Genomic DNA, 24,440 nt, shown 5'->3' on the forward strand with positions numbered 1-24,440 from the left:
ATCCCCTTTATTTCTATTCTAACGCACTGACATCTGAAACAATTTCCGTTAACTCTTGGGTAATAGCCCCTTGACGAATTCGGTTTTGTTCCAGTGACAAGCGTTTTATCAAATCTTGTGCATTATCGGTCGCGCTCTTCATTGCAGTCATGCGCGAAGCATGCTCTGAAGCTTTCGCATCGATAATTGCACCATAAATTAAACTTTCCGCATATTGCGGCAGTAAGACTTCTAAGATATCTTCCTTCGTCGGTTCGAATGCGTACTCCACAGCGCGCTGTTTCGTTTCATCTGTATCCAAATCCGATAAAGGCAACATTTTTTCCGCTCGAAACTCTGAGCTGATTGCATTTATATGATGGTTATAACAAACATATAATTCATCGAACTCACCATTTCGGTAATAGTCGATAATTAACGATACTAATCCGCGAACATCTTCAAAAGATGGTTGATCACTTAGATCAGGCACAATATGTTCAACTGGAATATCATGTTTTTGTAAATCATGCGCCAATGTCTCACCAATAGAAATGATTGTGTATTCTTCAGCTGATGCGTGATCTTGCTGAATCATCAGGCGCGTTGATTTAAAGATTGAAGAGTTGTAGCTTCCGGCTAAGCCCTTATCAGTTGAAATGATTAAATAGCCGGTCCGTTCTACTTTTCTTTCAATTAAAAGGTCATGAAAGTCGATTAATTGTTCTCTGTTTAAGTTTTGACCTTTTTCTTCAATGACTGACAATTGTTGGCCCGCAATATGTGTTACAATTTCACGGATTTTATTCGCGTAAATTTGGTACTTTCTAACTTTTTGCTCAGCCCGAGCCAACTTGGAGGCTGATACCATATGCATGGCATTAGTTATTTGACTTGTTTTTTGTGTTGACTTGATGCGTTTTTTGATATCAATTAATGATGCTGCCATGTTCCTCCCCCTTAATGGCTATGTGGGACAAAGCCGCTCGCAAAAGCCTCAATTGCTTTTAATAATTCCTCTGTATCAGGTAATTGCTTGGTTTCTCGAATTGCTTCCAACAGATGTGGGTGTGAGAACTCCAAATTATTCATAAGCTCTGTTTCAAAGCGATCGATGTCACGTACGGGAATAACATCCAAATACCCATTTGTAAGCGCAAATAAAATGATTACTTGCTCTTCAAGCGGAAGTGGTTTGTGCACATCTTGTTTTAATACTTCTACTGTTCGGTTCCCGCGATTCAAACGTTGTTGCGTCGATGCGTCCAAATCAGAACCGAATTGTGTAAAGGCCTCTAATTCACGATATGATGCCAAATCTAGACGTAATGTTCCAGAAACTTTCTTCATTGCTTTCGTTTGTGCGGATCCCCCTACCCGTGATACGGATAGACCTGCAGAAATTGCGGGACGGATACCCCCAAAGAATAAGTCACTTTCCAAGAAAATTTGACCATCTGTGATAGAAATCACGTTTGTCGGAATGTAGGCAGAAATATCTCCGGCTTGCGTCTCTACAATCGGCAAGGAAGTGATGGAGCCGCCACCTAATTCATTGCTTAATTTTGCGGAACGTTCTAGTAAACGTGAATGCAAATAGAAGATGTCTCCCGGGTATGCTTCCCGGCCTGGCGGTCTTCTCAATAGAAGTGACATTTCCCGGTATGCAGCAGCTTGTTTAGATAAATCATCATAAACGATTAAGACATGCTTACCGTTATACATAAATTCTTCTGCCATTGCTGTTGCAGTGTAAGGCGCGATATAAAGCATCGGCGCCGGTTGTGAAGCACTTGCAGATACAACGATTGTATAGTCCATCGCACGGTGTTTTTTCAGAGTTTCAGTCAGATTACGAACGGACGATTCTTTTTGTCCAATCGCAACATAAATACAAATAACATCTTTACCACGTTGATTTAGAATCGTATCAATTGCAATTGATGTTTTACCTGTTTTACGGTCACCTATGATTAACTCACGTTGCCCTCTCCCAATTGGAACAAGAGCATCAATTGCTTTGATTCCTGTTTGCATCGGTTCAGCTACTGTTTGACGGTCCATTACACCCGGCGCTTCAGCTTCAGCAGGTCGGGTATTTGTTGTAAGAATCGGTCCTTGTCCATCTATTGGGTTTCCCAATGCATCTACAACGCGTCCAATCATTGCTTCACCGACCGGCACTTCCATAATACGTCCCGTTCTCTTGACGATATCACCTTCGTGAATAGTCGCGTATGGGCCAAAAATAACGATACCGACATCATTTTTCTCTAGGTTTTGAGCCATTCCAATTGTTCCGTTTGAAAACTCTAGTAACTCGCCACTCAAAACATTCTCTAAGCCGGTCGCACGGGCAATCCCGTCACCGATATAGGTCAGTTTTCCAATTTCCTCTATTTTAGGAGTAGATTGAAAAGAGCTGATTCTTTCTTTGATTAAAGAATGTAATTCTTCTTTATTCATTTGCATACCCTTCACCTCTTCAATCTTATTTACCTTCTAAAATATGCTGTTTCAATTGCGTTAAGTTATTTCGAATTGTGTTATCGAAGAAAAAGTTATCAGATTCCAGACAAACACCGCCGATTAGAGTTTCATCGACGATTTCCACAACTTCGTAACTTTTCGTGATATTCGCTTTCTTCATGAAAGCTGTCAGAATACGTTCTTTTTGTTCTGGCGTTAAAGGCACTGCCGAAGACAACGTGACTAGCGCTGGACGGTTCCCTTCCAGATATTCATCGATATAATTATCGATGATAATTTCTTCTTTTTTATCCATATTAATCTTCCAATCCTTGAATGAACTCATCAACTAGACGTTCATGGTCAGATGAAGTTAATTCACGACCAATTATTTTTTCCGCTATATCGATAGACAATCCACTGATTTCAGAACGCATATTATTTAATGTACGGACACGCTCTGCAGCAACTTCGCGTTGTGCTTGTTGACGGATACGTTGCGCATCTTCATTTGCTTCTTTAATAATCGTTTTTTGTAATGCGCTACCTTCTAATTGCGCTTTTGATAATAATTCATTGGCATTATTGCGTGCCTCGCGCAATTGTACCTCTGTCTCGCTTCTTTGTTGTTGTGAGATTTCGCGATTTTGAGCTGCTTTATCTAAGTCGGCATTAATCACTCTTTCTCTTTCTTCCAACATTCCCATTAATGGTTTCCAAGCAACACGCTTAACTAACCAAAACAGTAGCAAGAATGATACGAGGGTAACGATTGTATTCCCCAGTGCCGTTGAAGTGGCACCTAGAATGAATAATAGTTTCATCTATATCCTCCTATTTAATTCTACATTCTTTTTTATTGGAAAATGAGTAAGAAAGCAATAACTACGGCCATAATAGGAACAGCTTCAATCAAACCGACCCCAATAAACATCAGCGTTTGTAGGCGACTTTGTAATTCCGGTTGTCTTGCAATTGCCTCGATTGTTGTAGAGATAACTTTACCGTTACCTAGCGAAGCTCCAATTGCTGCGCCGGCAACTGCTATTGCTGCTGCTATAAAATTCATTATGTTTGCTCCTTTTATTCATGTTCAATTTTATGTGATAAGTAAACCATCGTAAGGGTCGTAAAAACAAATGCTTGGATCGAGCCAATGAAAATAGAGAATCCTTGCCATACCATTTGCAGAGGAATTCCTACAATCCATGTTAAAGGTCCAGCTAAGTTGGCTAGTGAGGCGATAAGAACCAGTAATATCTCACCAGCGTAGACGTTTCCGTATAAACGGAGTGCTAGAGTCAGTGTATTTGTGAACTCTTCCAGAATCTTGATGGGAAATAAAGCCGGGACAGGTCGAATGTAACTATTCAAGAAATAGTTTTTAAAGCCTTGTTCCCTGACACCAAAGTAGTGTGTCATCAGTATGATGAGCAACGAAAGGGCCAATGTTACAACTGGACTGGCAGTGGGGCTTTTCCAATATGAAAATCCACCTATATTTAGGATTAAAACCAGACCTACCATATTTGCAACCCAAATAAATAGAAAAAGAGTAAAACCTAAAAGATAAAACTGCTCGCCAACTTTCCAGTCCATTGAGCTTGAAATCATGTTTTTAACAAAATCTGCAATGTACTCAATCACAAGTTGGGCTTTACCAGGCCTTACCGATAATTTTCGAGTGCAGATATAACAAAACAATAAAACCAACGCACACGTGCCAATCAAACTAACAATAATATTTAAGTCAAAGCTAATCCCCATGAATTCAACGACAACAGATTCATGTTCCAATTGTTTCACCTCTTTTCAAATAAAGTAGACAAGTCAGCGGACAAAATGAAAACACTCTGTTGCGCTTGCATTGCCAATAATACCATCTTGTCGTAAGTTTAGCAAAGTTTTTTGTCAACACTTCAAAATTTTATTTACTTGAAGCTGTAACTAAATTGACAACACAACTTCTGTAAATGTTCGGTTAAAATTTAGATATACAATATTTTTAGATTTTTTATTCAACTATAGGTACCATTTTATATATCAAAATATTGTGAACCGGATGACGATAGAACAACTAGTTAACATCACCTTATGCGTGATAGTAAATGTCCATCTCAAGAACTTCGCTATTGCAATTTACTTGTACGCATATAAGTCCAGTAAGCTGATAATGAGAAATTTCCTCTGAGAGCAGGACTCCCCTTTTCATTCAAACAATCTAAGCAATCTATCGACGAATAATTATTAAAGCCAATCAATACTCTTTTGTAGTATTCTCAGAACTCTATATTTGATTGCGTTTACAATGGGTGTATTCTAAAAAAAGAGACCGAGACAAAATGTCTCAACCTCTCCTTAATCATTATTTTGTACCGAACAAACGGTCACCAGCATCTCCCAAACCAGGAAGAATATAACCATTCTCGTTTAAACGCTCATCTAAAGCTGCTACTACAATCTCAACATCCGGATAAGCCTCTTTCAAGACTTTCACACCTTCTGGAGCTGCTACTAGACAAACAAATTTGATGTTTGATGGTTTCGCACCACGTTTTTCAAGTGCCTCGATAGCTGCAATCGCAGATCCACCCGTAGCTAACATCGGATCAACAACAAATAATTGACGTTCTTTAATGTCGGCAGGTAATTTCACGAAGTACTCATGTGGTTCAAATGTTTCTTCGTCACGGTAAAGCCCAACGTGTCCTACTTTAGCTGCTGGCAACATAGCTAAGAAGCCATCTACCATTCCTAATCCAGCACGTAATATTGGAATAATTGCTACTTTCTTACCACTTAATGTTTTTTGTACTGATTTTACAAGTGGTGTTTCAATTTCGATATCTTCTAAAGGCATATCACGTGTAACTTCATAAGCCATTAACATTGCAATTTCACTGACTACTTCACGGAAGTCCTTTGTTCCTGTAGTTGTTTGACGAATGATTGTTAGTTTATGCTGAATCAATGGATGATCCATAACGGTAACTTGTCCCATTTGTATTCCCCTCTCAAATTTCACTTTTTATATTGTAAAGGATTGGTTCCCCTTTTACCAGCGTTATTTCACTTTCTTCGCATATAAAGGAAAATCTGCTGTAAGTGCATAGACATCAGCTTTTATTTGGTCCAACTTCTCTTTGTTATCGCGATTTTCTAGTGTTGAAATAATGAGAGTTGCAACTTTTTTAGATTCTTCAATACCAAATCCGCGTGTCGTGATAGCCGGTGTTCCAATACGTATCCCGCTTGTCTTGCTTGGCGGTAACGTATCAAACGGAATGCTGTTTTTGTTTACGGTAATTCCGACGCTATCTAACAAGGTTTCGACTTCTTGTCCGTTTAAGCCAAATTCTGTTACATCCAACAATAATAGATGCGTATCTGTACCGCCACTAATCAGACGGAATTGAGAAGCAGCAAATACTTCACCCATTGCTTTTGCATTTTCCAAAACATGTTTAATATACGTTTTGAATGAAGGATCTAACGCTTCATTAAAAGCCACTGCTTTCGCTGCAATTACATGCTCTAACGGTCCGCCTTGAATACCTGGGAAAATGGCTGAATTTAGCTTCTTACCTAATCGTTTCTTCGCCATAATAACACCACCACGGGGGCCACGCAGCGTTTTATGCGTCGTGGAAGTAACAATATCTGCATAATCGACTGGATTTTGATGGTGGCCGGTCGCACATAAACCGGCGATATGAGCCATATCTACCATTAATAAAGCGCCGACTTCGTCAGCAATCTCTCTGAACTTTTTGAAATCCAATGCACGTGGATAGGCACTGGCTCCCGCTACAATCAGTTGTGGTTTTTCAGCAATTGCGATTTCTCTTACTTTCGCATAATCAATGACTTCCGTATCCTTTTCGACACCATAAGCCACAAAGTCATAGGATTGACCACTAAAGTTAACCGCTGAACCATGAGTTAAATGTCCGCCATGATTCAAGTCCATCCCAAGAATTTTACTTCCTGGTTCTAAAATAGCACGATATGCAGCCATATTTGCTTGACTTCCGGAGTGCGGCTGAACGTTTGCGTATTCAGCACCGAAAATTTCTTTTAGGCGATCAATTGCCAAATTCTCGATTACATCAACGAACTCACACCCCCCATAGTAGCGACGACCTGGGTACCCTTCTGCATATTTGTTCGTTAAGATACTGCCTTGTGCTGCCATAACTTCTTCAGACACGAAGTTTTCTGATGCGATTAATTCAATACCGTTTTCTTGACGTTTCTTTTCATTCTCAATTGCCTCAAATACTAATTTATCCATTGCGTCAGCCTCCCGGACCGTTTCATATTAAAAAATGATTAAAAATTCATTGTTAGTATAGCATAGATACTATTCAGGATACATACTACTTGCAGCTTTTTCCAATCGGTTCATAAAAGCTACCCCTATACCATCTTTGGGATAACCTTCCGCTAAAATAACAGTAACATTAGTCATATCGAAATAACGCAGTCCTGCGTATAGGCGTTGTGAAGCTGCATTTTCATCAGTGCGAGAACCTAACGAGTAAACAGCCAATTCGCTAAAGTCGGTCAACTCGGTAATCTGCTCATCAGAAGCAAGTACACCAATTGTGTTACCTGCGGCTAGTAGCTCAGCGATTTTCTCTCCCCAATTATCGCGCATCAAAATAACTGGTTGTGTCGGTGAATAATGCATATATTTCATACCGGGTGCTTTAGGCGCGTCGGTTGCATCAGCAGACGCGACTTCCTCACTCATCCATACCTTTTGATCTGTAACTATTTGCAGCGCTTCTCTTGTCACTGCTCCTGGTCTTAAAATAATCAATCCTCGGGAGTCCGTTAAATCCAGAACCGTTGACTCCACTCCAATTTTTGTTTCGCCCCCATCGACGATGCCAGCTATTTTATCATTCAAATCATGTGAGACATGTTGCGCTGTCGTTGGGCTTGGCTTCCCGGAAGTATTGGCACTCGGTCCCACAATAGGAAAGCCTGCCTCTTTAATCAGTTGAAGTGCCAGCGTTTGGTCAGGCATACGCATCGCAACTGTTTCTTGTCCACCCGTCACCGCCGAAGGAAAGACACCTGCTTTTGTGTTAAAAATTAAGGTTAAGGGTCCTGGCCAGAACTTATCCATTAACTTACGAGCAACTTTCGGTACATCCGCTACCCATTCATCAATTTCTGTTGACGCCACATGCACAATCAAAGGATTGTCACTTGGTCGTCCCTTCACAGTGTATACATTTTCAACAGCTTCCTCATTCGAAGCTATGGCGCCTAGCCCATAAACCGTTTCGGTAGGAAAGGCAACTAATTCGCCATTCTTCAAAAGATTGCCTGCTTCTCTTATCGACTCTTGATTAAATAATTGTGTCTCCATGATTTAGACCATTCCCTTCAAAAAAAAGGCAGGACAAATGTCCAGCCTTGCTAATATCTTTATTTTACTATTAACATGCGATCAAGACCATTAATATCTTGTTGAATTGTTACTTCCTTATCAGGGAAAGCTTTTTGGTAGAGTTCTTTTAATTTTTCACCTTGTTGATAGCCAATTTCCATGAATAGGCACCCATCCGTTTTCAAATGGAATGGTAAAGTATATGCCAATCGTTCGTAAAGGCTAATCCCTTCGTTATCAGCAAATAATGCTGTATGCGGTTCATACTCTAGCACAGATTCATCCATCACATCTGTTTCACTGTAACTAATATACGGTGGATTACTGATAATACAATCGAATGTTTCTAAAGTAACCGGTTCTAACAAATCACCTTGCAAGAAACGAATATCCAATTGATGCATGTTAGCATTCTCTTGCGCCACTTTTAATGCAGGCTCAGAAATATCCGTTGCAGTTACATCGTCAAACGGACGCTCATGTTTCATTGTAATTGCAATCGCACCTGATCCTGTACCGATATCCAGTATACGTAAAGATTCTTCACCTTTTATTTCTTTCAAATGCTTCAAGGCTTCGTGAACCAACTCTTCTGTTTCGGGACGTGGAATCAACGTGTCCGGAGTAACGGTTAAAGGTAACCCGTAGAACCATTCTCTTCCCACGATGTACTGTAACGGCTTGCCTTGTATGAATTCATTCAAATCATCTAAATATTGAAGATAAACCGTATCCGGAACCTCTTCACTTAAATGGTTAATAAATTCCGTTTTCGTCCAGTCAAACCGGTCCACCAACAGACGTTCAGCAATATGCGTATTTAACTGGCTTGCTTCTAGTAACTTAGTTGCTTGCTGTAATATTTTTTGATAGGTTCTCACTTTAATAACTTCCATTATTCAATTTCTCCAACTTTTCCGCTTGATCTGCCAGAATTAACGCATCAATGACCTCATCCATTTTCCCAGCTAAAATCTGGTCCAACTTTTGGATTGTCAAACCAATACGGTGGTCTGTCACACGGTTTTGTGGGAAATTGTAGGTACGAATACGTTCTGAACGGTCACCTGTACCGACAGCAGATTTTCTGCTTGCATCGTATTCTGATTGTGCTTCTGAAGAAATCTGATCATAAACACGTGCACGTAAAACTTTCATCGCTTTTTCACGGTTTTTCAATTGTGACCGTTCATCTTGCATCGCGACTGCAATCCCAGTCGGAATATGTGTTAAACGTACAGCTGATGCAGTCTTGTTAACGTGTTGTCCACCTGCTCCAGATGCGTGATAGATATCAACACGGATATCTTTGTCATCCAGATCAATATCTACTTCTTCCATTTCCGGCATAACGACAACCGTAGATGTGGATGTATGAACACGCCCTTGTGATTCTGTAGAAGGAACACGTTGCACACGGTGTGCACCACTCTCGTATTTCAACTTCGCGAAGACACTTTGACCTGTAATCATTAAGATGATTTCTTTATAACCACCGATTCCAGTAATGTTGGCATCCATTACTTCTACCCGCCAACCTTGTGACTCTGCATATTTCGTGTACATTTCATATAAATCCCCTGCAAATAAAGCCGCTTCATCACCACCGGCTGCACCACGAATTTCCATGATAATGTTTTTACCATCATTTGGATCTTCCGGTAAAAGAAGAACCTTAATTTTTTCTTGTAATTCTTCACGGTGCGTTTTAAGCATCGCCAACTCTTCTTTAGCCATTTTCGCCATTTCGTCGTCCAGACTCTCAGACAGCATCTCTTCTGTTTCTGCAAGTTCTTCTTCGACTCTTTGGTAACGACGGAAAACTTCAACTTTCGGACGTAACGCTGCTTCTTCTTTGGTTAATTCCATAAAACGTCTTGTATCAGAAATAACTTCTGGATCGCTCAGTAATTCTGATAATTCATCATAGCGAATGATGAACGAATCTAATTGGTCAAACATAATTTCAAAACCCTTCTATTTTTCAAATGTGTATACGTTCTTCCCTTTTTTAGTCCAAGGGTGGATCAAAATAATGTTTTCGACAAACTGGAACGTAGGCTTCATTGCCACCGATTTGAATTTGTTCGCCTGTGTAGACAGGTCGCCCATCGACAATACGCATATTCATTGTCGCTTTCTTATGGCAATACCAACAAATCGTTTTAATTTCTTCAATCTTATCGGCATAAAGTAGTAAATACTTCGAGCCTTCAAAGAGTGTATTCGTAAAATCATTTTTTAATCCAAAAGCCATGACCGGTATATTTAAGTCATCGACAATTTTAGCCATTTGCAAAACATGCTCTTTTAGTAAAAATTGTGATTCGTCTACTAATATACAGTATGGTGTTTGTTCCTCATTTAATACGCGTTCGTACATATCTGTTTCAGGATACAAAGGAATTGCTTCTCTTTTAATTCCAATACGACTAGCGACATATCCTATCTTGTCACGGTCATCCAGTGCACTGGTGAAAATCAAAACGGGTTTGTTCTGTTCCTCATAATTATGAGCAACCTTCAAAATTTCTATTGTTTTCCCACTATTCATTGCACCATACTTAAAAAATAATTGCGCCATGTCGCACCCCGCTCATTTGTTCATTCGAAACTTGTCTTGTAATATAATAGTAATAAATAGGTCCAAAGTCAATATTTCGCTTTCCTTTTTAAGACGTTTACCATTTTCAACTATTAAGAAAGGCTAAAAACTTTATTGCGTTATCACTATCATCACGCTACCACTTCCAGAAAGAACGGGTTTTGTGCTATGATGTCAAAGAGAATTTTTATGGAGGAGAGATTACAATGGGTATTCGGGGTTCAGTGGCCGTAACGGTCGGAAAAGGAACGCAATGGGCATTACGTACATTTACAAAAGGCGGTACGAGTCTGCCTGGAAAGCTTGCAGCAAAGATTGACCCGTCTGTTCTTGCTCACCTCGCAAATGAGTATGAAGTCGTAATTATCACAGGTACAAACGGAAAGACCTTAACAACTTCTTTAGCTTTCCATGTTTTGCAACAAAAATTTCCAGATATCTTGACGAATCCGACAGGCGCAAATATGGCGCAAGGAATTATTTCAACATTCTTGGAAAAACGTTCCAAAAATGGAAAGAAAGTGGCGATTTTAGAAGTTGACGAAGCAAGTCTCGTCCACGTAACAAAGCACATAAAACCGCGGATAATTGTTAATACGAATGTATTCCGCGATCAGATGGACCGCTTTGGCGAAATTTATACGATTTACGATAAAATGGTTGAGGGTGCTGCACTTGCTCCAGAAGCTATCATTCTGGCAAACGGTGACAGCCCAATGTTCAACTCACGTGACTTAGTCAATCCAAGCATTTATTTCGGCTTCAACCATGAGGAAGACGGCGAAACAATGGCGCACTACAATACGGATGGTGTCCTTTGTCCGAAGTGTGACAGTATTTTGCATTATAAATTCAATACCTATGCGAACTTGGGTAAATATTACTGTCCAAAATGTGACTTTAAGCGCCCAGAATTGAAATATGAAGTATCCTCAATCGAGCATTTGGATTACAATTCCTCCACGTTCCATATTGATGGGCATCCGTTTAAGATTAATATTGCGGGACTCTATAATATTTATAACGCTCTGGCTGCTTATGCAATCGGTCGTGAGTTTGGATTAACGCCGGAAGAAATCCAAGCTGGTTTCTCTGCAACTGAACAAAAATTTGGCCGTCAAGAAACAATTAAAATTGGCGAAAAACTAGTTATCTTAAACTTAATAAAAAATCCAGTTGGGTTGAATCAAATTATTGCGTTACTGGATTACGAGAAAGATCCCTTCTCAATTGGTGTTGTATTGAACGACCGCCCTGCTGATGGAACAGATGTCAGCTGGATTTGGGACGGTGAATTCGAGAAATTAAATGATTTCACTATTCCTTACGTAGGTGTCAGCGGGATTCGCCGCGAGGAAATGGCACTTCGTCTGAAAGTAGCTGGCGTTCCGGAAGAAACAATGGTCACTACTGATTCGATTGAAACATTGATTGATTCATTAAAAGATGCACCTACAGAAAAAATATATCTCATGGCAACCTATACAGCAGTGCTAAATTTACGTAAAGCTCTCGCTGAAAAAGGATACATCCAAGAAAGGATGAAATAGTTATGAAACTAAAAATTTGTCATTTATATGGGAACTTAATGAATACGTACGGCGATAACGGTAACGTTTTAATGCTCAAACATATTGCCCGTCAAAAAGGTGTGCAGGTCGAGACTGAAATCATCAGCCTGAATCAAGCATTTGACCCGGAAGAATTCGATATCGTCTTTTTCGGTGGCGGTCAGGATTACGAGCAAATGATTGTTTCGCGTGATTTACAAAGTAAAAAAGAAGCCCTTACTGCTTATATCGAAAACGATGGTATCACCCTGGGTATTTGTGGAGGATTCCAATTATTAGGCCATTATTATATCAATGCGAAAGGTGTCCGACTCGAAGGTATCGGCGCCCTTAACCATTACACATTAAATCAGGTCAACAGTCGTTTTACTGGTGATATCACGATTTACGATGAAGAGTCCGGTGACACGTACTACGGTTTTGAGAATCATAATGGTCGGACTTTTCTTGAAGAAGGCGTGAGACCATTGGGAGTCGTTAAAGAAGGCAAAGGCAACAATAACGAAGATGGTACTGAAGGCGCACGCTACAAAAATGTCTTTTGTTCATACTTCCATGGACCATTACTAGTTCGTAACCCGCATTTAGCTGCACGTATCGTCGATTTAGCAATACAAAGACACCAACAAAAGAATTTGTTGGCGTAGGTAAAATAGTGAAAAAAAGGCGTTTAGATTTGAATTTCCTAACGCATATCATATCCCTAAGCTACTAAAGTAGATAGTTAAATAAACAAAATAGTTTGTGCCATGTATGATAATTGTCATGCATGGCATTTTTTAATTCTTGGTGATTCAGGATTAGTAAAGGAAATGCCCTCCGGCCGGCGTGGTTGCTTGTGTACTGCCGTGGGACCACAAAAGCACCCCCGCGGACCGCAGGGCATTTCCGTCTCATCTCGGATAACTTTAAAAAATGGTCATGACAAAAAAGGAAGAACCCATCCAATGGATGCATGCTCCCTTTCTATAGTTGTTAAGTCCCTTAAGTTAATGACAGTGGATCCGATAGCCACTTTGTCATGGCTGTTGCTGCTTTAGCAGCTTACAAACATGATCCGGATCTAAAAGCCTTTTTCCCCACTCTTTTGCAGATTACGATATAAACACAGACCAGACAAGTGTCGCTATCGCAAATAAAATGATGAATCCAAAGGCTAACCAAGATTGCCAGCGAGCCATGTTGAATGTCGAGCCGATTCCAAAACGTCTTTCAACAAAAACAGCAGGATCCTCCTTGTTATAATAGAACATACCTAGCTTCCAATTCGTGTCCTCTTCTGCATCGGTATAAAATGCTTCCGTTTCATCTTCATCGGCTAGTTTCAAACGTTCACCTGATTGTCCATATTTTAGCATGACATAGAAAGTCGCACCCATTACAATCGCCAGATATACAAAGGTCATAACCATTAACCATTCTGGAGCAAACGGTAAAGTGAAAATAGAATAAAAATGAATGAACGTTATCAGCAATTGCGTTGCAAGAGTAATTAGTAACACACAACGTCCCCAAGCTCTACGAAACAATTGACTCTTTATTTTTGAAAGACGCGGATTTTTTGAAGAAAGTTTTTGACGCGATTTGATAAAAGAGTAATAGGCAAAAATCATAACTGGCATCATCATGACTTGTAGCATTGGTAATCCCAATGCCGTTAGATAACTTTTTTCAACAAAATGATTCGGTTCAAAGTTGACATCCCAATTTAGCGGTATTTGTTCCGGGATATGCTTATAGTAAAGAAGTGTCGTCCCAACTGTCATGGCAATGATTAATAATTGGCCCCATAACAACGTGCTGACAGAGACACTGGACAGTGTTTCGTGATACTTTGTATCAATCGCAATCTTCGGTTTAACCAGCTCTTGATTCGGTTGTTTTTCTTTCCAAACGAGTAATTCTTTACGGTATTTTAACTGCAAGGTAAAACTAGCAATCATCAGTATTAAGATAGCAGCTGTGACATAAATGCCGGCAAACATTTCTGATTGTTCCTGGTTCTCTATAAAGGGTGCTATAAAAAGAGGAAGAGAAAGTCCCACACCTAAGACTATATTAATGATTGCAAATCGTTTTTTTCGACTTTCAATAAAACTATTTTTCTGATGTTCAGCTGGAATGCTCACTCCAAATGGTGTTGATTGTCTGCTGAATAAAGGCGTGACTCCAACCGAAATTCCTGTTATAAGTAAAATCACAAACATCATTATACTAAATGTCCACATTCGCTTTATCCCCTTTCTTTAATTCTTTCATAATAGCCTGTGTCCAGGCAGTTACTTCCTCTTCTGGCAGTTGGTGAATAAAAGCATCAACCAGAAGTGTCTCAAGCTTGGTTTTCATCTCTTCTTTTAAGCGGTCGCTTATTGAGCGTTTATCCGCCACCTGCACACTGTAGCCTTTTGTTGATTTGATCAGGACTTCCTCATCAGTCAACAAATTATAAGCTTTATTAACGGTATGCATGTTAACACCCAGTTCAGACGCAAGTCCCCTCACGCTCGGTAAAGTATCACCTGATAAAAGTTCGCCGGTAACAACTGCTCTTTTTATTTGAAACATCAATTGTAAATAAATCGGCGTTTCACTAGTTGGTTCGATTTCGATAATCATTTCTGCAACCTCCTCGCTTGTTCTATAACAAGTATAACACCAAACGAAAGAAAGAGACAAGAAATTTTGAGAATTCTCTCGCATTCCTTGTCTCTTTCTTTCGTTATTAAGAAGCTTCTGTAAACTGGCTGTTGTACAGACCAGCGTAGAATTCGCCTAAAGCCATTAATTCATCATGTGTGCCTGTTTCAATAATATCACCCTTGTTCATTACGATAATATTATCCGCATCACGAATTGTTGACAAACGGTGAGCAACAACAAAGCTTGTTCTGCCTTCCAACAAGCGACGCATAGCACGTTGGATTAAAACTTCCGTACGTGTATCGACACTTGAAGTCGCTTCGTCAAGAATCAAGATTTCAGGATCTGTAATAAACGCACGTGCAATTGTAAGCAATTGGCGTTGTCCTTGAGAAATATTACTTGCATCTTCGTTCAAGATTGTATTGTAACCCTCTGGCAATGTACGAATAAATTCATCCGCATGTGCCATCTTAGATGCACGGTAAACATCTTCGTCGCTAACTTCTTCGTGAGCACCGTATTTAATGTTATCAAAGATTGTTCCATTAAATAACCATGTATCTTGAAGTACCATCGCAAAACGTCTTCTTAGATCATCACGATCGATGTTACGGATGTCTTCACCTTCTAGCTTAATGCTTCCACCGCGCACATCGTAGAATCGCTCAAGCAAGTTAATAATCGTTGATTTACCTGCTCCAGTCGGTCCAACAATGGCAACCATCTGTCCTGGTTTCACACTCAGGTTAAAATCAGTCATCAAGTCTTCTTGGCCTGCATAACCGAAACGAACATTTTCAAAAGTAAATTTGTCTGTTGTCTCAATTGCTGGTTGATCTGTTGACACATCCAACATTTCCGCTTCATCCAATACTTCAAAAATACGTTCAGTGGATGCAACAATGGACTGGATTGTGTTCATAATATTTGTTAATTGTTTCATTGGTTCTGAGAATTGGTTTGTATATGTTAGGAAAGCTTGGACTTCACCCAATGCTAAAGCACCAGTCGATACGTCAATACCACCCATTACAGCTACGATAACATAACCTAGGTTCTTGACCATGTTCATTAACGGCATCAGAATACCTGATAAAAATTGTGCTTTCCAAGCAATCCCGAAAAGCTTCTCATTTTGAAAACCAAATTCTTCTATAACATGTTCTTCACGGTTAAAACTAACAATCTCAGTATGACCCGCAAATGTTTCCTCAATATGAGAGTTCAAATGTCCTAATTCTGTTTGTTGCTTTTTGAAAAGTTTACGTGACGTCGGTGCGATACGTGAAATAATAAAAGCACTTAACGGAACAGTTAACAACGCAACAATACTTAACTTCCAGCTGATTGAGAACATCATAATCAATATACCAAAGAATTGAACCACACTCATAATAGCCTGGTTAATTGTTTGAACCATTTGACGTGCAATGTTATCAACGTCATTAATCGCCCGACTCATAATATCACCGTTACTATTCGTATCGTAATACTCTACCGGCACGCGTGACATTTTTGCTTTGAAATCTTGTCGTAAATCGAAAACTGTAGATTGTACAACACGAACGAGTGTCAACTGTGCGACATATCGGAAAACTGCATTAGCTACATATAAAATAGCTACCGAAATTAATATTTTCCGAATGGCCGCGAAATCGATTGGATAACGCCCACCAACCATTCCTTCACTAAAACCGTCAAAAATCACAGTTGTTGCTGAACCTAATATTCTAGGTGTAAAAATTTGCATGACAGTTGCAATAGCTGAAAGGATAAAAGCTCCCAACATCAACCATTTTCTGACAGCCATATAATTAAACAGGCGTTTTATCGACCCTTTAAAATCTTTTGGTTTCGCCTCTACTTGTGGCCCTCCGTGTCTCATCGACCTTCACCTTCCCTAAACTGTGAATTCATGATTTCCATATAGGTTTCGTTATTTTCGGCGACAAGTTGATCATGATTACCTTGGCCGACAACCTCTCCGTTTTCTAGAACAACGATTAAATCAGCATCACGGACTGTGCTGATACGTTGCGCTACAATCACAACGATAGCATCTGTGATTTCATTTAATAATGCTTTACGCAATGCAGCATCCGTTTTAAAATCCAAGGCTGAGAATGAATCGTCAAATACATAGATGGATGGTTCTTTTACAACTGCTCTTGCAATACATAGACGTTGTCTTTGTCCACCTGAGAAGTTCGTCCCACCTTGTTCTACAACGTGATCCAAACCGGCTTCTAAACTTTCTACGAAATCTTTAGCTTGTGCAATTTCCAGTGCATGCCAAATTTCTTCATCTGTTGCATTTTCTTTACCGTCCAACATATTCGAACGAATTGTTCCGGAGAATAAATTCGCTTTTTGAGGAACGTATGATACACGCTCATGAACATCATGTTGAGTTAAATCGCGGACGTTTTTACCATTAATATACACGCCGCCTTTTGATGCGTCATAAAAACGCATAATCAAGTTTGCGACCGTAGACTTACCTGATCCCGTTCCTCCGATAATAGCTAACGTTTGTCCCTTTTTCATATCAAAATTCAAATCTTGAAGAACTGGACGTTCCGCTTCGGGGAATGAGTACGTAACGTTGTCAAAACGTAATTGTGTCTGCTCTAGTTTAATACTTTCTTCGCTAAAGCGATCTGTTCCATCTACAATTGTACTTTCTAAATCCAATACTTCATTAATACGCGCTGCTGAAACTTGTGCTTGTGGAAGCATCGTCAACATCATGGACAGCATCATAAAGCTGAACAAAAGCATGGCGGAGTAGTTAATAAAAGCTACTAAGTTACCAACCGGCATTGCACCGATAGCAATATACTCGCCACCGATTAAAATAATCGCGATATTTGTAGCACTTAGCACCAATGTCAAAACAGGCATCAATAAACTTGTAATTGTCATTGCTTTCACGTTATTTTGCATGTAATCGGCATTTGCATCTTTAAAGCGTGATTCCTCGTAATTACTTTTATTAAAGGCTCGAATGACACGAACACCTGTCAAACCTTCACGGAAAATTAGGTTCAAACGGTCTGTTTTTTCTTGCATTTTTCGGAACAACGGGATAGCAGATCCCATAATTACTGCAAGAAGAACAATTAAAACCGGTACAGAGATGAAGAAAATACTAGCCAAATCTGGACTTAATGTATAAGACAATACAGCTGCTCCGATACCCATAATAGGTGCGAACATCATCATACGCAGTAACATCATAAAGATAAACTGAATTTGTTCAACGTCGTTCGTTGAACGTGTAATCAAGGATGCCTGACCCACTGTATCAATTTTATCTTTCGACAATGACATAACTTTCGTATATATTTCTGAACGCAATTCGCGTCCTACTCTTTGTGATTCACGTGCAGAAATATACACACCACAAATAGCGGCAATAATGGTAATAAGTGTTAACAGGAGCATAACTCCTCCTGTGCGCCAGATAAACTGTACGTCTCCCGTTGCAATTCCTTTATTGATAATGTTAGACGTCATATTTGGTAAATTTAATTCTGAAAAAACTTGGATAACAATGAAAAGGATTGATCCTACTGCTGCTTTCCAAGATATGCGTTTTAGTAACTTTAACAATGCGTTAGCCTCCTTTATTTTTGATAATCCCATTTTCTAACCATGTTAAACGTTGGTTAACTTCTTCATGCGCTTCTTCTTTGGATAACTTTTTCAAAAAAGAACGGGCAATGGTCCAATGTATTATCTGAAATGTATACTGTAAAAAATCTTGTAACTCTTGTTCCGATGAGAAGTTCAACGTTGACTGATCTAACATTCTGACAATATCCGGATACTCATGTTTATGCGGCTTTACAGGCTGCTGATTTTTCTCATCATAGATATTTCGACTCTTACGATAAGTCATATTTACAAAGAAATGATGATAAAAATCTTTATTTGGACCAGTTGTATAGGAATCATACAAAATATCAAATGTTCGTTTTAATCCGTCAAATAAGTTTCCTTCTGCTACTTCGAAACATTTATCCACTTGTGCTTTCTCGTCTTTTTTCAACAAGTGAGCACAATAAAAATACAAATCCTCTTTGTCCTCGAAATATTGATAAAAACTTCCTCGAGAAATACCAGATTCATGTATAATCGCATTTATTGAAGATTCATCCAAAGAGAATTTTGAGAACTCACTGTACGCTGCCTTCAATAACCTTTCTTTCTTTTCATCAGGCAGATTAAAGAAAGTTTGCTTTGGCACTTTTTCACCTACTTTGCATGTAATAATTAAATTACCGATTTAGACTTTTACAAGTATATGACAACCTGTCATATATGTCAATTCCTTTTACTTACAAATCGTAATACATCAAAAAAAGGCAATTCCGACGTTATCGGAACTGCCCTTTTTCTACTTAAACATCCTCTGTTTCAATAAACATTTCTTGTTCATCTTCTTGATAGAGACCTGATTCTGATTTATACCACTCAAAAAGATGCATAAAAATTACTTTAAAAACGGCATAACCCGGGATTCCCAGTACAAAACCAACAATACCAAAGAGTTTTCCTGCAGTTAGAAGGACAATCATGATTGTCACTGGATGGACTGATAAGTTACTTCCCAGTACTTGCGGTGAAATGACGCGCCCTTCAATAAACTGCTCAATACTAAAAACAATTAGTACTTGTATGAGCATCCAAGGTGAATCAACCAAGGCCACAATAACCGCTGGAACCATGGCCATAAACGAACCTAAGTAAGGAATGATATTTAAGAACCCGGCCATGATTCCCAAAGCAATACCATAATTTAAGTCAATGATGGAATAACCAATAACGAACATAATCCCAACAAATGTTGCGACAATAATTTGTCCGCGTACATATTGACTGACTTGTAAGTTGATTTTTTCCAATAATGTTCCAAAAGAGTTCCGGTGGCGGTTGGGAATCAGTTGGAGAAGCGCCTGTGGAAACTTTTCACCTTCTTTTAAGAGATAATACAAAATAATGGGCATCGTAATTAATCCGACAAAAACATTGGTTACAATCCCTACAAAACTACTTAACCATGTACCTGTATTGGTTAAGAAATTATTTGCCCATTCGGTAATATAGTTCAAAATATCGGTATTGATATCCGAAAACTGTTGTTGAATGTCGATAAACCAGTCATATTCAAATAGATTCAACAACATATTATTAATCGTTACCCAGTACTGCGGGAAGTCCTCGATGAAACCGAGCGTCTGTTCCCGAATAACTGGAACCAAAATCGCAATGCCCCAAATTAAGAGAATAATAAAGGCAATAAAGGCAATCGCAATCGCCAAAATACGATTCATCCCTCTTCCAGTTGCCCATTTAACAAAAGGATTCATAAGGTAATATAAAATCCCGCTTAAAACAAGCGGAAATCCAAGAATACTAAAAAAGCTACCGATTGGTTGCAACATATAAGAGACTTTTGAAAAAACAAGTAAGATTAACAGAACTAATAGTATGATAATTAATGAGGTTACCATTTTATTATTAAGAATCCATTTTTCAAACCACGATAAACGTCTTTGTCGCATTATTTTCTTTTGCATAGGCTATTCCCTTCAAGCATCTGTACTTTTTGATAGATAATTTATTGTCATACCTTCTTCAATAGTCGGAACGGTATGAGGGGTTAAATAAACACTCGTTTCAATGAAATGGTCTGGATCAAATGGATCAAATACAAACGTCACATGTCCTAATTCCACTAGGTTCTCACCAACGTTTTCACCCACATGTGACACATGGTATACTTGGTCTCCAAAATGAACGGCGTCACCAACACGAAAAACAAAGGAATCGATTGCATCTTCGAATCTTTGCAAGACTGATACGTCACGGATTGCTTCTGTTGCATTTTCACCAAATAAAATCACAATTGGTTCATCAATACTAATTGCATCTTTACCAATGTGCAAAATTGTACTCTTCATTGAACTGCTCCTTTATAAAAAATGATACTTTCATTTTAGCATATCTACGCTGCAAAACGCGCTTTGTTTGTTATACTTATGTAAAGAAAATATTTTTTGGAGGAATGTGAATATGTCACACACTTTATACTTGGGTTCTTACACCAAACGCGAAAGCAAAGGTGTTCACCAAATCACTCTTGATACACATAAAAATGAATTAGTGGACTACAAACTAATTGCAGAAGTAGACTCCCCTACTTACATTACATTTAATGCTGATAAATCTTCTCTCTATACAATCTCCAAAGAGAATGAAGGCGGTGGTGTAACGGCATTTACGCGCCAAGAAGATGGCCAATACGTGAAACGTGCTTCCAATGATTCTGAAATGAGTGCACCGTGCTACATTGCCTTGGACGAAGAGCGTAGCTTGTTATTTACTGCCAGTTATCATGCAGGTTACGTATCCGTTTATAAAGAAACAGAAAACGGTATTGAACTGACGGATCGTGTCCAGCACGAAGGCAGCAGTGTCCATGAAAACCAAAAGACGCCTCATGTTCATTACACAGATTATACGCCGGATAAAAAGTATTTAATGGTTTGTGACTTAGGTACCGACGGCGTTTACAGCTACACAGTTTCAGATGAAGGGACATTAACTGAAGTTTCTCGTTATACGGCTAAACCTGGAACAGGTCCACGTCACCTTGTTTTCCATCCAAACGGAAAAACAGTTTATCTATTGGGTGAATTGAGTTGTGAAGTAGAAGTCTTGGAATATAACGAAGTTGATGGCAGCTTACGTTACCAAAATCGTATCTCTATGCTTCCTGAAAGTCATACCGACTTTAACAGTGGGGCTGCAATTCGCATCAGTAAGGACGGCCGTTTCGTCTATGCTTCAAATCGCGGGCACGATTCAATCGTTGTATACAAAGTAGAAGCAGACTTTTCATTATCATTGGTTGAATATGTACCAACTGAAGGAAACACACCACGTGACTTCAACTTATCACCTGACGAAGCACATGTTATCGTTGGACATCAAGATTCTGATAACTTGACGCTATTCAAACGCAATGAAGAGAACGGTACCCTTTCGCTTGTACAAAAAGATGTCCACGGGCCAGAATGTGTGTGTATTAAATATTAACCTACTAAAAAACGAAAGAGAATCGGAATATCCGAACTCTTTCGTTTTTATTTTGCTTATTTGTGTAAAACAGTTCCGATAACACTTTGTGCTGTCACTTCACCAGAAGCTGTTAATTCGAATTCTTGAACTTTATCCATGTTTGTAACTACAACAACCATTGCGTTGTCTTTACCTGCTTCAGCCAATGCATCTAAGTCACAAGTTGCAACGTGTGTACTTGCAGTCAAAACATCGCCCTCTTTAACATGTGTGTCAAAAGGCTTACCGTTTAATTCAACCGTATCCAAGCCCATATGTAGCAAGATTTCCAAGCCGTTATCCAACTGAATGCCTACTGCATGTTTAGTTGGGAATACGCTAAGTACTTTACCTTCAACTGGTGAATAAATCTCGCCATCAGTTGGAATAACCGCGTAACCGTCACCCATCATTTTTTGTGAGAATACTGGATCTGCAACTTCTGTTACAGGAACGACACGGCCATTTGCCACTGCGTATAGGTTTTTCTTCTCAGAAACTGGGTCTTGCTTTTTATCTTTCTTAAAAAAGTTGAACATATTTAACGCCACCTTTGATAAATTTGAATCTTAAAACAAGATTCGTTTGATACATTTAATATACCATAATCACTATTAATTTCCTATTTATCTGGATAATCATTAGAGTAACTTAATGATTATTCGTTAAAGAAAGCATCATAAATAACTTTGACTGCCGTTGCTTCTTTCTCTTCCTCAATCCCAAACATAATACTAATTTCCGAAGATCCCTGAGTAATCATATTCAAGTTAATGCCCGCATCAGCTAATGCTTGGGTTGCGCGCGCTGTTGTACCTACAGAAGCAACCATGCCTTCACCGACCAGCATAATTAAGCAGAGATTCGCTTCCATATGAACATCGTCCGCTTTTAATTCGTTTTGGAGGCGATATAACAACGCTGCCTGTTTACCCGGAGTTAGTTGATTCCGACGCATCACAATCGTCATATCATCGACCCCTGAAGGAATGTGTTCGATGCTTAAACCCAGCTCCTCAAAAATCTGCGCTAATTTACGGATAAATCCGACTTCTCGGTTCATCAAATATTTCGTAATATGGATGCTCGCAAAACCAGACGAACTCGCGATGCCCGATAAAATACGGTTCGTTTTTGGACGTGTACGCGTGATTAGCGTACCTTTACCATCCGGGCGATTTGTATTTTTTACATGAACGGGAACACTGGCACTAAATGCTGGCTGCAAAGCCTCATCATGGAATACGGAGAAGCCAGAATAAGATAGCTCACGCATTTCGGAGTAAGTTAAATGATATATCTTTTCAGGATTGTCGATATGGTTCGGATTGGCTGCGTAGATAGCATCCACGTCAGTAAAGTTTTCATATAGTTCTGCCTTGACACCGTTCGCTACGATGGCTCCAGTGATGTCAGAACCGCCCCGAGAAAAGGTAATAATTTCTTCATTTTCGTTATAACCAAAAAAGCCTGGAATCACCAATACTTCCTCATTATCTCGTAAATGAAAAAGATAATTGTAGGACTCTGGCAAAATACTCGCATTCCCTGGTTGACTGGTCACGTATATTCCTGCTTCTTTCGGGCTGACATACCGCGCCGGTAAGCCCGATTCATTAAAATAAGCGGCAATCAATTTTGCATGGTTATCTTCCCCACTCGCTTTGAATGCATCTTCTAATAAAGCAGGACTTCTGAAGGAGGTCGCCAATAATTTACGGAAATGCGTATGAATTTTCTCCATCACATCGGATTGGATATTCAGTTCATCTGCAATCTCTTGATAGCGACTCAAAATGCTTGCTTGAATAGATTCATAGGGATCACCCGCAATGACTGCTTTTGCAAAGGCAATCAGTTGATCCGTCACTTTAGAATCATCAGCATTTCTTTTACCTGGAGCTGATACGATGACAATTCTTCTGTCAGAATCAGCTTTAATAATGTTCATAACCTTCTCTAATTGCTTCCCGCTCGCTAATGAGCTTCCACCAAATTTCACAACTTTCATGTCGATTACCTCTTCACCTTGTCTTTTTAATCTTTTTCTCATTTGCATTATAGTTAGGATAGCATGCACCCTAAGGAACTGCAACGGAAACATTTATTTAATCTGTAATCATTTTGTATTATTTCACATCTAGTATTTTCGAAAAAAAAAGATATACTTAGCTAGAATGAATTGAAAAGGATGACTATGACTTGAATATTAAAATGGTGCGCAAACAGCTATTTGTTTTATTTTCTCTTTTTATTGGTATCATGCCCTTGCTAACGAAAATCAGTAGTAAAAAATCAAAAACGATTCCTCTTAAACCATTGTCCCTTTTTGACTTGATTGGCGAATGGGTAGCTGAAGAAGAAACGGTTTTGAAGATTGACGACCAAGGGGCTGTTTATCTCAATACTGTGCCAATCGCTTTGCATAATGTCGAAGCACAGCAAAATATGATTACACTGCAGGACCGCTTTGGCTATAATATTACCATTACCAAATCCGATGATACGACGCTCTCTTTCTATGACGAAGCTGAAGACACATCTTTCTTATTCCATAAAAAATAAATTCAAACTGCCCGCCTACATGTGCGAGCAGTTTTTTATTTTGAAAAATGCTAACTCAAACTGGTTTTGCTTTTGA

General features: G+C 39.2%; 25 protein-coding genes. 4 read left to right on the plus strand and 21 right to left on the minus strand.

The window, feature by feature from the left end:
* Positions 1–13: 13 nt before the first annotated feature.
* From G7058_RS01880 to G7058_RS01935, 12 genes are all read right to left on the minus strand, one after another.
* Positions 14–928: a F0F1 ATP synthase subunit gamma gene (locus G7058_RS01880; protein WP_166061946.1), complete on the minus strand. Its 915-nt coding sequence runs from the start codon at positions 926–928 to the stop codon at positions 14–16.
* An 11-nt stretch (positions 929–939) separates the two neighbouring features.
* Positions 940–2,451 carry a F0F1 ATP synthase subunit alpha gene (gene atpA, locus G7058_RS01885; RefSeq protein ID WP_166061947.1) on the minus strand — a complete coding sequence of 504 codons (1,512 nt, stop codon included), beginning with the start codon at positions 2,449–2,451 and terminating at the stop codon, positions 940–942.
* A gap of 19 nt (positions 2,452–2,470) precedes the next feature.
* A complete protein-coding gene (locus G7058_RS01890; protein ID WP_166061948.1) occupies positions 2,471–2,764 on the minus strand; it encodes a F0F1 ATP synthase subunit delta in 294 nt (97 codons plus the stop codon).
* Position 2,765: 1 nt separating this feature from the next.
* Positions 2,766–3,272, minus strand: a complete 507-nt coding sequence (atpF, locus tag G7058_RS01895) for a F0F1 ATP synthase subunit B (protein ID WP_166061949.1) — start codon at positions 3,270–3,272, stop codon at positions 2,766–2,768.
* Between the two features lie 32 nt (positions 3,273–3,304).
* Positions 3,305–3,517: a F0F1 ATP synthase subunit C gene (gene atpE / locus G7058_RS01900; RefSeq protein ID WP_076765617.1), complete on the minus strand. Its 213-nt coding sequence runs from the start codon at positions 3,515–3,517 to the stop codon at positions 3,305–3,307.
* A gap of 14 nt (positions 3,518–3,531) precedes the next feature.
* On the minus strand, positions 3,532–4,245 hold the full coding sequence (atpB, locus tag G7058_RS01905) for a F0F1 ATP synthase subunit A (RefSeq protein ID WP_166061950.1): 714 nt from the start codon (positions 4,243–4,245) through the stop codon (positions 3,532–3,534).
* A gap of 568 nt (positions 4,246–4,813) precedes the next feature.
* Positions 4,814–5,449 (minus strand): uracil phosphoribosyltransferase, encoded by a 636-nt coding sequence (upp, locus tag G7058_RS01910; protein ID WP_166061951.1) that lies wholly within the window; start codon positions 5,447–5,449, stop codon positions 4,814–4,816.
* A 63-nt stretch (positions 5,450–5,512) separates the two neighbouring features.
* Complete coding sequence (locus tag G7058_RS01915; RefSeq protein WP_166061952.1) at positions 5,513–6,742, minus strand: serine hydroxymethyltransferase; 1,230 nt, start codon at positions 6,740–6,742, stop codon at positions 5,513–5,515.
* A 69-nt stretch (positions 6,743–6,811) separates the two neighbouring features.
* Positions 6,812–7,831: an L-threonylcarbamoyladenylate synthase gene (locus tag G7058_RS01920; RefSeq protein ID WP_166061953.1), complete on the minus strand. Its 1,020-nt coding sequence runs from the start codon at positions 7,829–7,831 to the stop codon at positions 6,812–6,814.
* 59 nt (positions 7,832–7,890) lie between these two features.
* The gene (gene prmC / locus G7058_RS01925; RefSeq protein ID WP_166061954.1) at positions 7,891–8,748 is read right to left on the minus strand and encodes a peptide chain release factor N(5)-glutamine methyltransferase; all 858 of its coding nucleotides are present in this window, start codon (positions 8,746–8,748) and stop codon (positions 7,891–7,893) included.
* Positions 8,735–9,814, minus strand: a complete 1,080-nt coding sequence (gene prfA, locus G7058_RS01930; RefSeq protein WP_166061956.1) for a peptide chain release factor 1 — start codon at positions 9,812–9,814, stop codon at positions 8,735–8,737. The genes prmC and prfA overlap by 14 nt, the downstream gene beginning before the upstream one ends.
* A gap of 49 nt (positions 9,815–9,863) precedes the next feature.
* The gene (locus tag G7058_RS01935; protein WP_166061957.1) at positions 9,864–10,436 is read right to left on the minus strand and encodes a thymidine kinase; all 573 of its coding nucleotides are present in this window, start codon (positions 10,434–10,436) and stop codon (positions 9,864–9,866) included.
* A 227-nt stretch (positions 10,437–10,663) separates the two neighbouring features.
* On the opposite strand from G7058_RS01935, the gene G7058_RS01940 reads away from it, so the two are divergent.
* Together G7058_RS01940 and G7058_RS01945 are read left to right on the plus strand one after the other, a co-directional pair.
* Positions 10,664–12,007 carry a Mur ligase family protein gene (locus tag G7058_RS01940; RefSeq protein WP_166061958.1) on the plus strand — a complete coding sequence of 448 codons (1,344 nt, stop codon included), beginning with the start codon at positions 10,664–10,666 and terminating at the stop codon, positions 12,005–12,007.
* 2 nt (positions 12,008–12,009) lie between these two features.
* A complete protein-coding gene (locus G7058_RS01945; protein WP_166061959.1) occupies positions 12,010–12,675 on the plus strand; it encodes a type 1 glutamine amidotransferase in 666 nt (221 codons plus the stop codon).
* A 447-nt stretch (positions 12,676–13,122) separates the two neighbouring features.
* Here G7058_RS01945 and G7058_RS01950 read toward each other — a convergent pair whose 3' ends face one another.
* The 7 genes from G7058_RS01950 to G7058_RS01980 all read right to left on the minus strand — a co-directional run bounded on the left by G7058_RS01950 (position 13,123) and on the right by G7058_RS01980 (position 20,640).
* Positions 13,123–14,256 carry a DUF1648 domain-containing protein gene (locus G7058_RS01950; protein ID WP_166061960.1) on the minus strand — a complete coding sequence of 378 codons (1,134 nt, stop codon included), beginning with the start codon at positions 14,254–14,256 and terminating at the stop codon, positions 13,123–13,125.
* Entirely contained in the window at positions 14,243–14,644 is a 402-nt protein-coding gene (locus tag G7058_RS01955; RefSeq protein ID WP_166061961.1) for a GntR family transcriptional regulator, read from the minus strand. The genes G7058_RS01950 and G7058_RS01955 overlap by 14 nt, the downstream gene beginning before the upstream one ends.
* 106 nt (positions 14,645–14,750) lie before the next feature.
* On the minus strand, positions 14,751–16,556 hold the full coding sequence (locus G7058_RS01960) for an ABC transporter ATP-binding protein (RefSeq protein ID WP_166061962.1): 1,806 nt from the start codon (positions 16,554–16,556) through the stop codon (positions 14,751–14,753).
* Complete coding sequence (locus G7058_RS01965) at positions 16,553–18,286, minus strand: ABC transporter ATP-binding protein (protein ID WP_166061963.1); 1,734 nt, start codon at positions 18,284–18,286, stop codon at positions 16,553–16,555. Before G7058_RS01965 ends, G7058_RS01960 begins: the two co-directional genes overlap by 4 nt.
* Before the next feature lie 4 nt (positions 18,287–18,290).
* Positions 18,291–18,923 carry a TetR/AcrR family transcriptional regulator gene (locus tag G7058_RS01970; protein ID WP_166061964.1) on the minus strand — a complete coding sequence of 211 codons (633 nt, stop codon included), beginning with the start codon at positions 18,921–18,923 and terminating at the stop codon, positions 18,291–18,293.
* A 154-nt stretch (positions 18,924–19,077) separates the two neighbouring features.
* Positions 19,078–20,256 (minus strand): AI-2E family transporter, encoded by a 1,179-nt coding sequence (locus G7058_RS01975; RefSeq protein ID WP_166061965.1) that lies wholly within the window; start codon positions 20,254–20,256, stop codon positions 19,078–19,080.
* Between the two features lie 12 nt (positions 20,257–20,268).
* A complete protein-coding gene (locus tag G7058_RS01980) occupies positions 20,269–20,640 on the minus strand; it encodes a PTS glucitol/sorbitol transporter subunit IIA (protein ID WP_166061966.1) in 372 nt (123 codons plus the stop codon).
* A 112-nt stretch (positions 20,641–20,752) separates the two neighbouring features.
* Between G7058_RS01980 and G7058_RS01985 the strand changes: the two genes are divergently transcribed.
* Positions 20,753–21,778 carry a lactonase family protein gene (locus tag G7058_RS01985; protein WP_166061967.1) on the plus strand — a complete coding sequence of 342 codons (1,026 nt, stop codon included), beginning with the start codon at positions 20,753–20,755 and terminating at the stop codon, positions 21,776–21,778.
* A 56-nt stretch (positions 21,779–21,834) separates the two neighbouring features.
* Here the strand turns inward: G7058_RS01985 and G7058_RS01990 are convergent, their stop codons facing one another.
* On the minus strand, positions 21,835–22,338 hold the full coding sequence (locus G7058_RS01990) for a PTS sugar transporter subunit IIA (RefSeq protein WP_166061968.1): 504 nt from the start codon (positions 22,336–22,338) through the stop codon (positions 21,835–21,837).
* A gap of 119 nt (positions 22,339–22,457) precedes the next feature.
* Positions 22,458–23,810 carry an aspartate kinase gene (locus G7058_RS01995; RefSeq protein ID WP_166061969.1) on the minus strand — a complete coding sequence of 451 codons (1,353 nt, stop codon included), beginning with the start codon at positions 23,808–23,810 and terminating at the stop codon, positions 22,458–22,460.
* Between the two features lie 191 nt (positions 23,811–24,001).
* On the opposite strand from G7058_RS01995, the gene G7058_RS02000 reads away from it, so the two are divergent.
* Complete coding sequence (locus tag G7058_RS02000; protein WP_166061970.1) at positions 24,002–24,364, plus strand: DUF4828 domain-containing protein; 363 nt, start codon at positions 24,002–24,004, stop codon at positions 24,362–24,364.
* Positions 24,365–24,440 lie beyond the last annotated feature (76 nt).

The organism is Jeotgalibaca porci (assembly GCF_011299095.1).
Taxonomy (GTDB): Bacteria; Bacillota; Bacilli; order Lactobacillales; family Aerococcaceae; genus Jeotgalibaca; species Jeotgalibaca porci.

Coding starts and splice junctions, on each gene's coding strand:
- G7058_RS01880 (WP_166061946.1), bottom strand. CDS start 928: ATGGCAGCATCATTAATTGATATCAAAAAACGCATCAAGTCAACACAA.
- atpA (WP_166061947.1), bottom strand. CDS start 2,451: ATGCAAATGAATAAAGAAGAATTACATTCTTTAATCAAAGAAAGAATC.
- G7058_RS01890 (WP_166061948.1), bottom strand. CDS start 2,764: ATGGATAAAAAAGAAGAAATTATCATCGATAATTATATCGATGAATAT.
- atpF (WP_166061949.1), bottom strand. CDS start 3,272: ATGAAACTATTATTCATTCTAGGTGCCACTTCAACGGCACTGGGGAAT.
- atpE (WP_076765617.1), bottom strand. CDS start 3,517: ATGAATTTTATAGCAGCAGCAATAGCAGTTGCCGGCGCAGCAATTGGA.
- upp (WP_166061951.1), bottom strand. CDS start 5,449: ATGGGACAAGTTACCGTTATGGATCATCCATTGATTCAGCATAAACTA.
- G7058_RS01915 (WP_166061952.1), bottom strand. CDS start 6,742: ATGGATAAATTAGTATTTGAGGCAATTGAGAATGAAAAGAAACGTCAA.
- G7058_RS01920 (WP_166061953.1), bottom strand. CDS start 7,831: ATGGAGACACAATTATTTAATCAAGAGTCGATAAGAGAAGCAGGCAAT.
- prmC (WP_166061954.1), bottom strand. CDS start 8,748: ATGGAAGTTATTAAAGTGAGAACCTATCAAAAAATATTACAGCAAGCA.
- prfA (WP_166061956.1), bottom strand. CDS start 9,814: ATGTTTGACCAATTAGATTCGTTCATCATTCGCTATGATGAATTATCA.
- G7058_RS01935 (WP_166061957.1), bottom strand. CDS start 10,436: ATGGCGCAATTATTTTTTAAGTATGGTGCAATGAATAGTGGGAAAACA.
- G7058_RS01940 (WP_166061958.1), top strand. CDS start 10,664: ATGGGTATTCGGGGTTCAGTGGCCGTAACGGTCGGAAAAGGAACGCAA.
- G7058_RS01945 (WP_166061959.1), top strand. CDS start 12,010: ATGAAACTAAAAATTTGTCATTTATATGGGAACTTAATGAATACGTAC.
- G7058_RS01950 (WP_166061960.1), bottom strand. CDS start 14,256: ATGTGGACATTTAGTATAATGATGTTTGTGATTTTACTTATAACAGGA.
- G7058_RS01955 (WP_166061961.1), bottom strand. CDS start 14,644: ATGATTATCGAAATCGAACCAACTAGTGAAACGCCGATTTATTTACAA.
- G7058_RS01960 (WP_166061962.1), bottom strand. CDS start 16,556: ATGAGACACGGAGGGCCACAAGTAGAGGCGAAACCAAAAGATTTTAAA.
- G7058_RS01975 (WP_166061965.1), bottom strand. CDS start 20,256: ATGCAAAAGAAAATAATGCGACAAAGACGTTTATCGTGGTTTGAAAAA.
- G7058_RS01980 (WP_166061966.1), bottom strand. CDS start 20,640: ATGAAGAGTACAATTTTGCACATTGGTAAAGATGCAATTAGTATTGAT.
- G7058_RS01985 (WP_166061967.1), top strand. CDS start 20,753: ATGTCACACACTTTATACTTGGGTTCTTACACCAAACGCGAAAGCAAA.
- G7058_RS01990 (WP_166061968.1), bottom strand. CDS start 22,338: ATGTTCAACTTTTTTAAGAAAGATAAAAAGCAAGACCCAGTTTCTGAG.
- G7058_RS01995 (WP_166061969.1), bottom strand. CDS start 23,810: ATGAAAGTTGTGAAATTTGGTGGAAGCTCATTAGCGAGCGGGAAGCAA.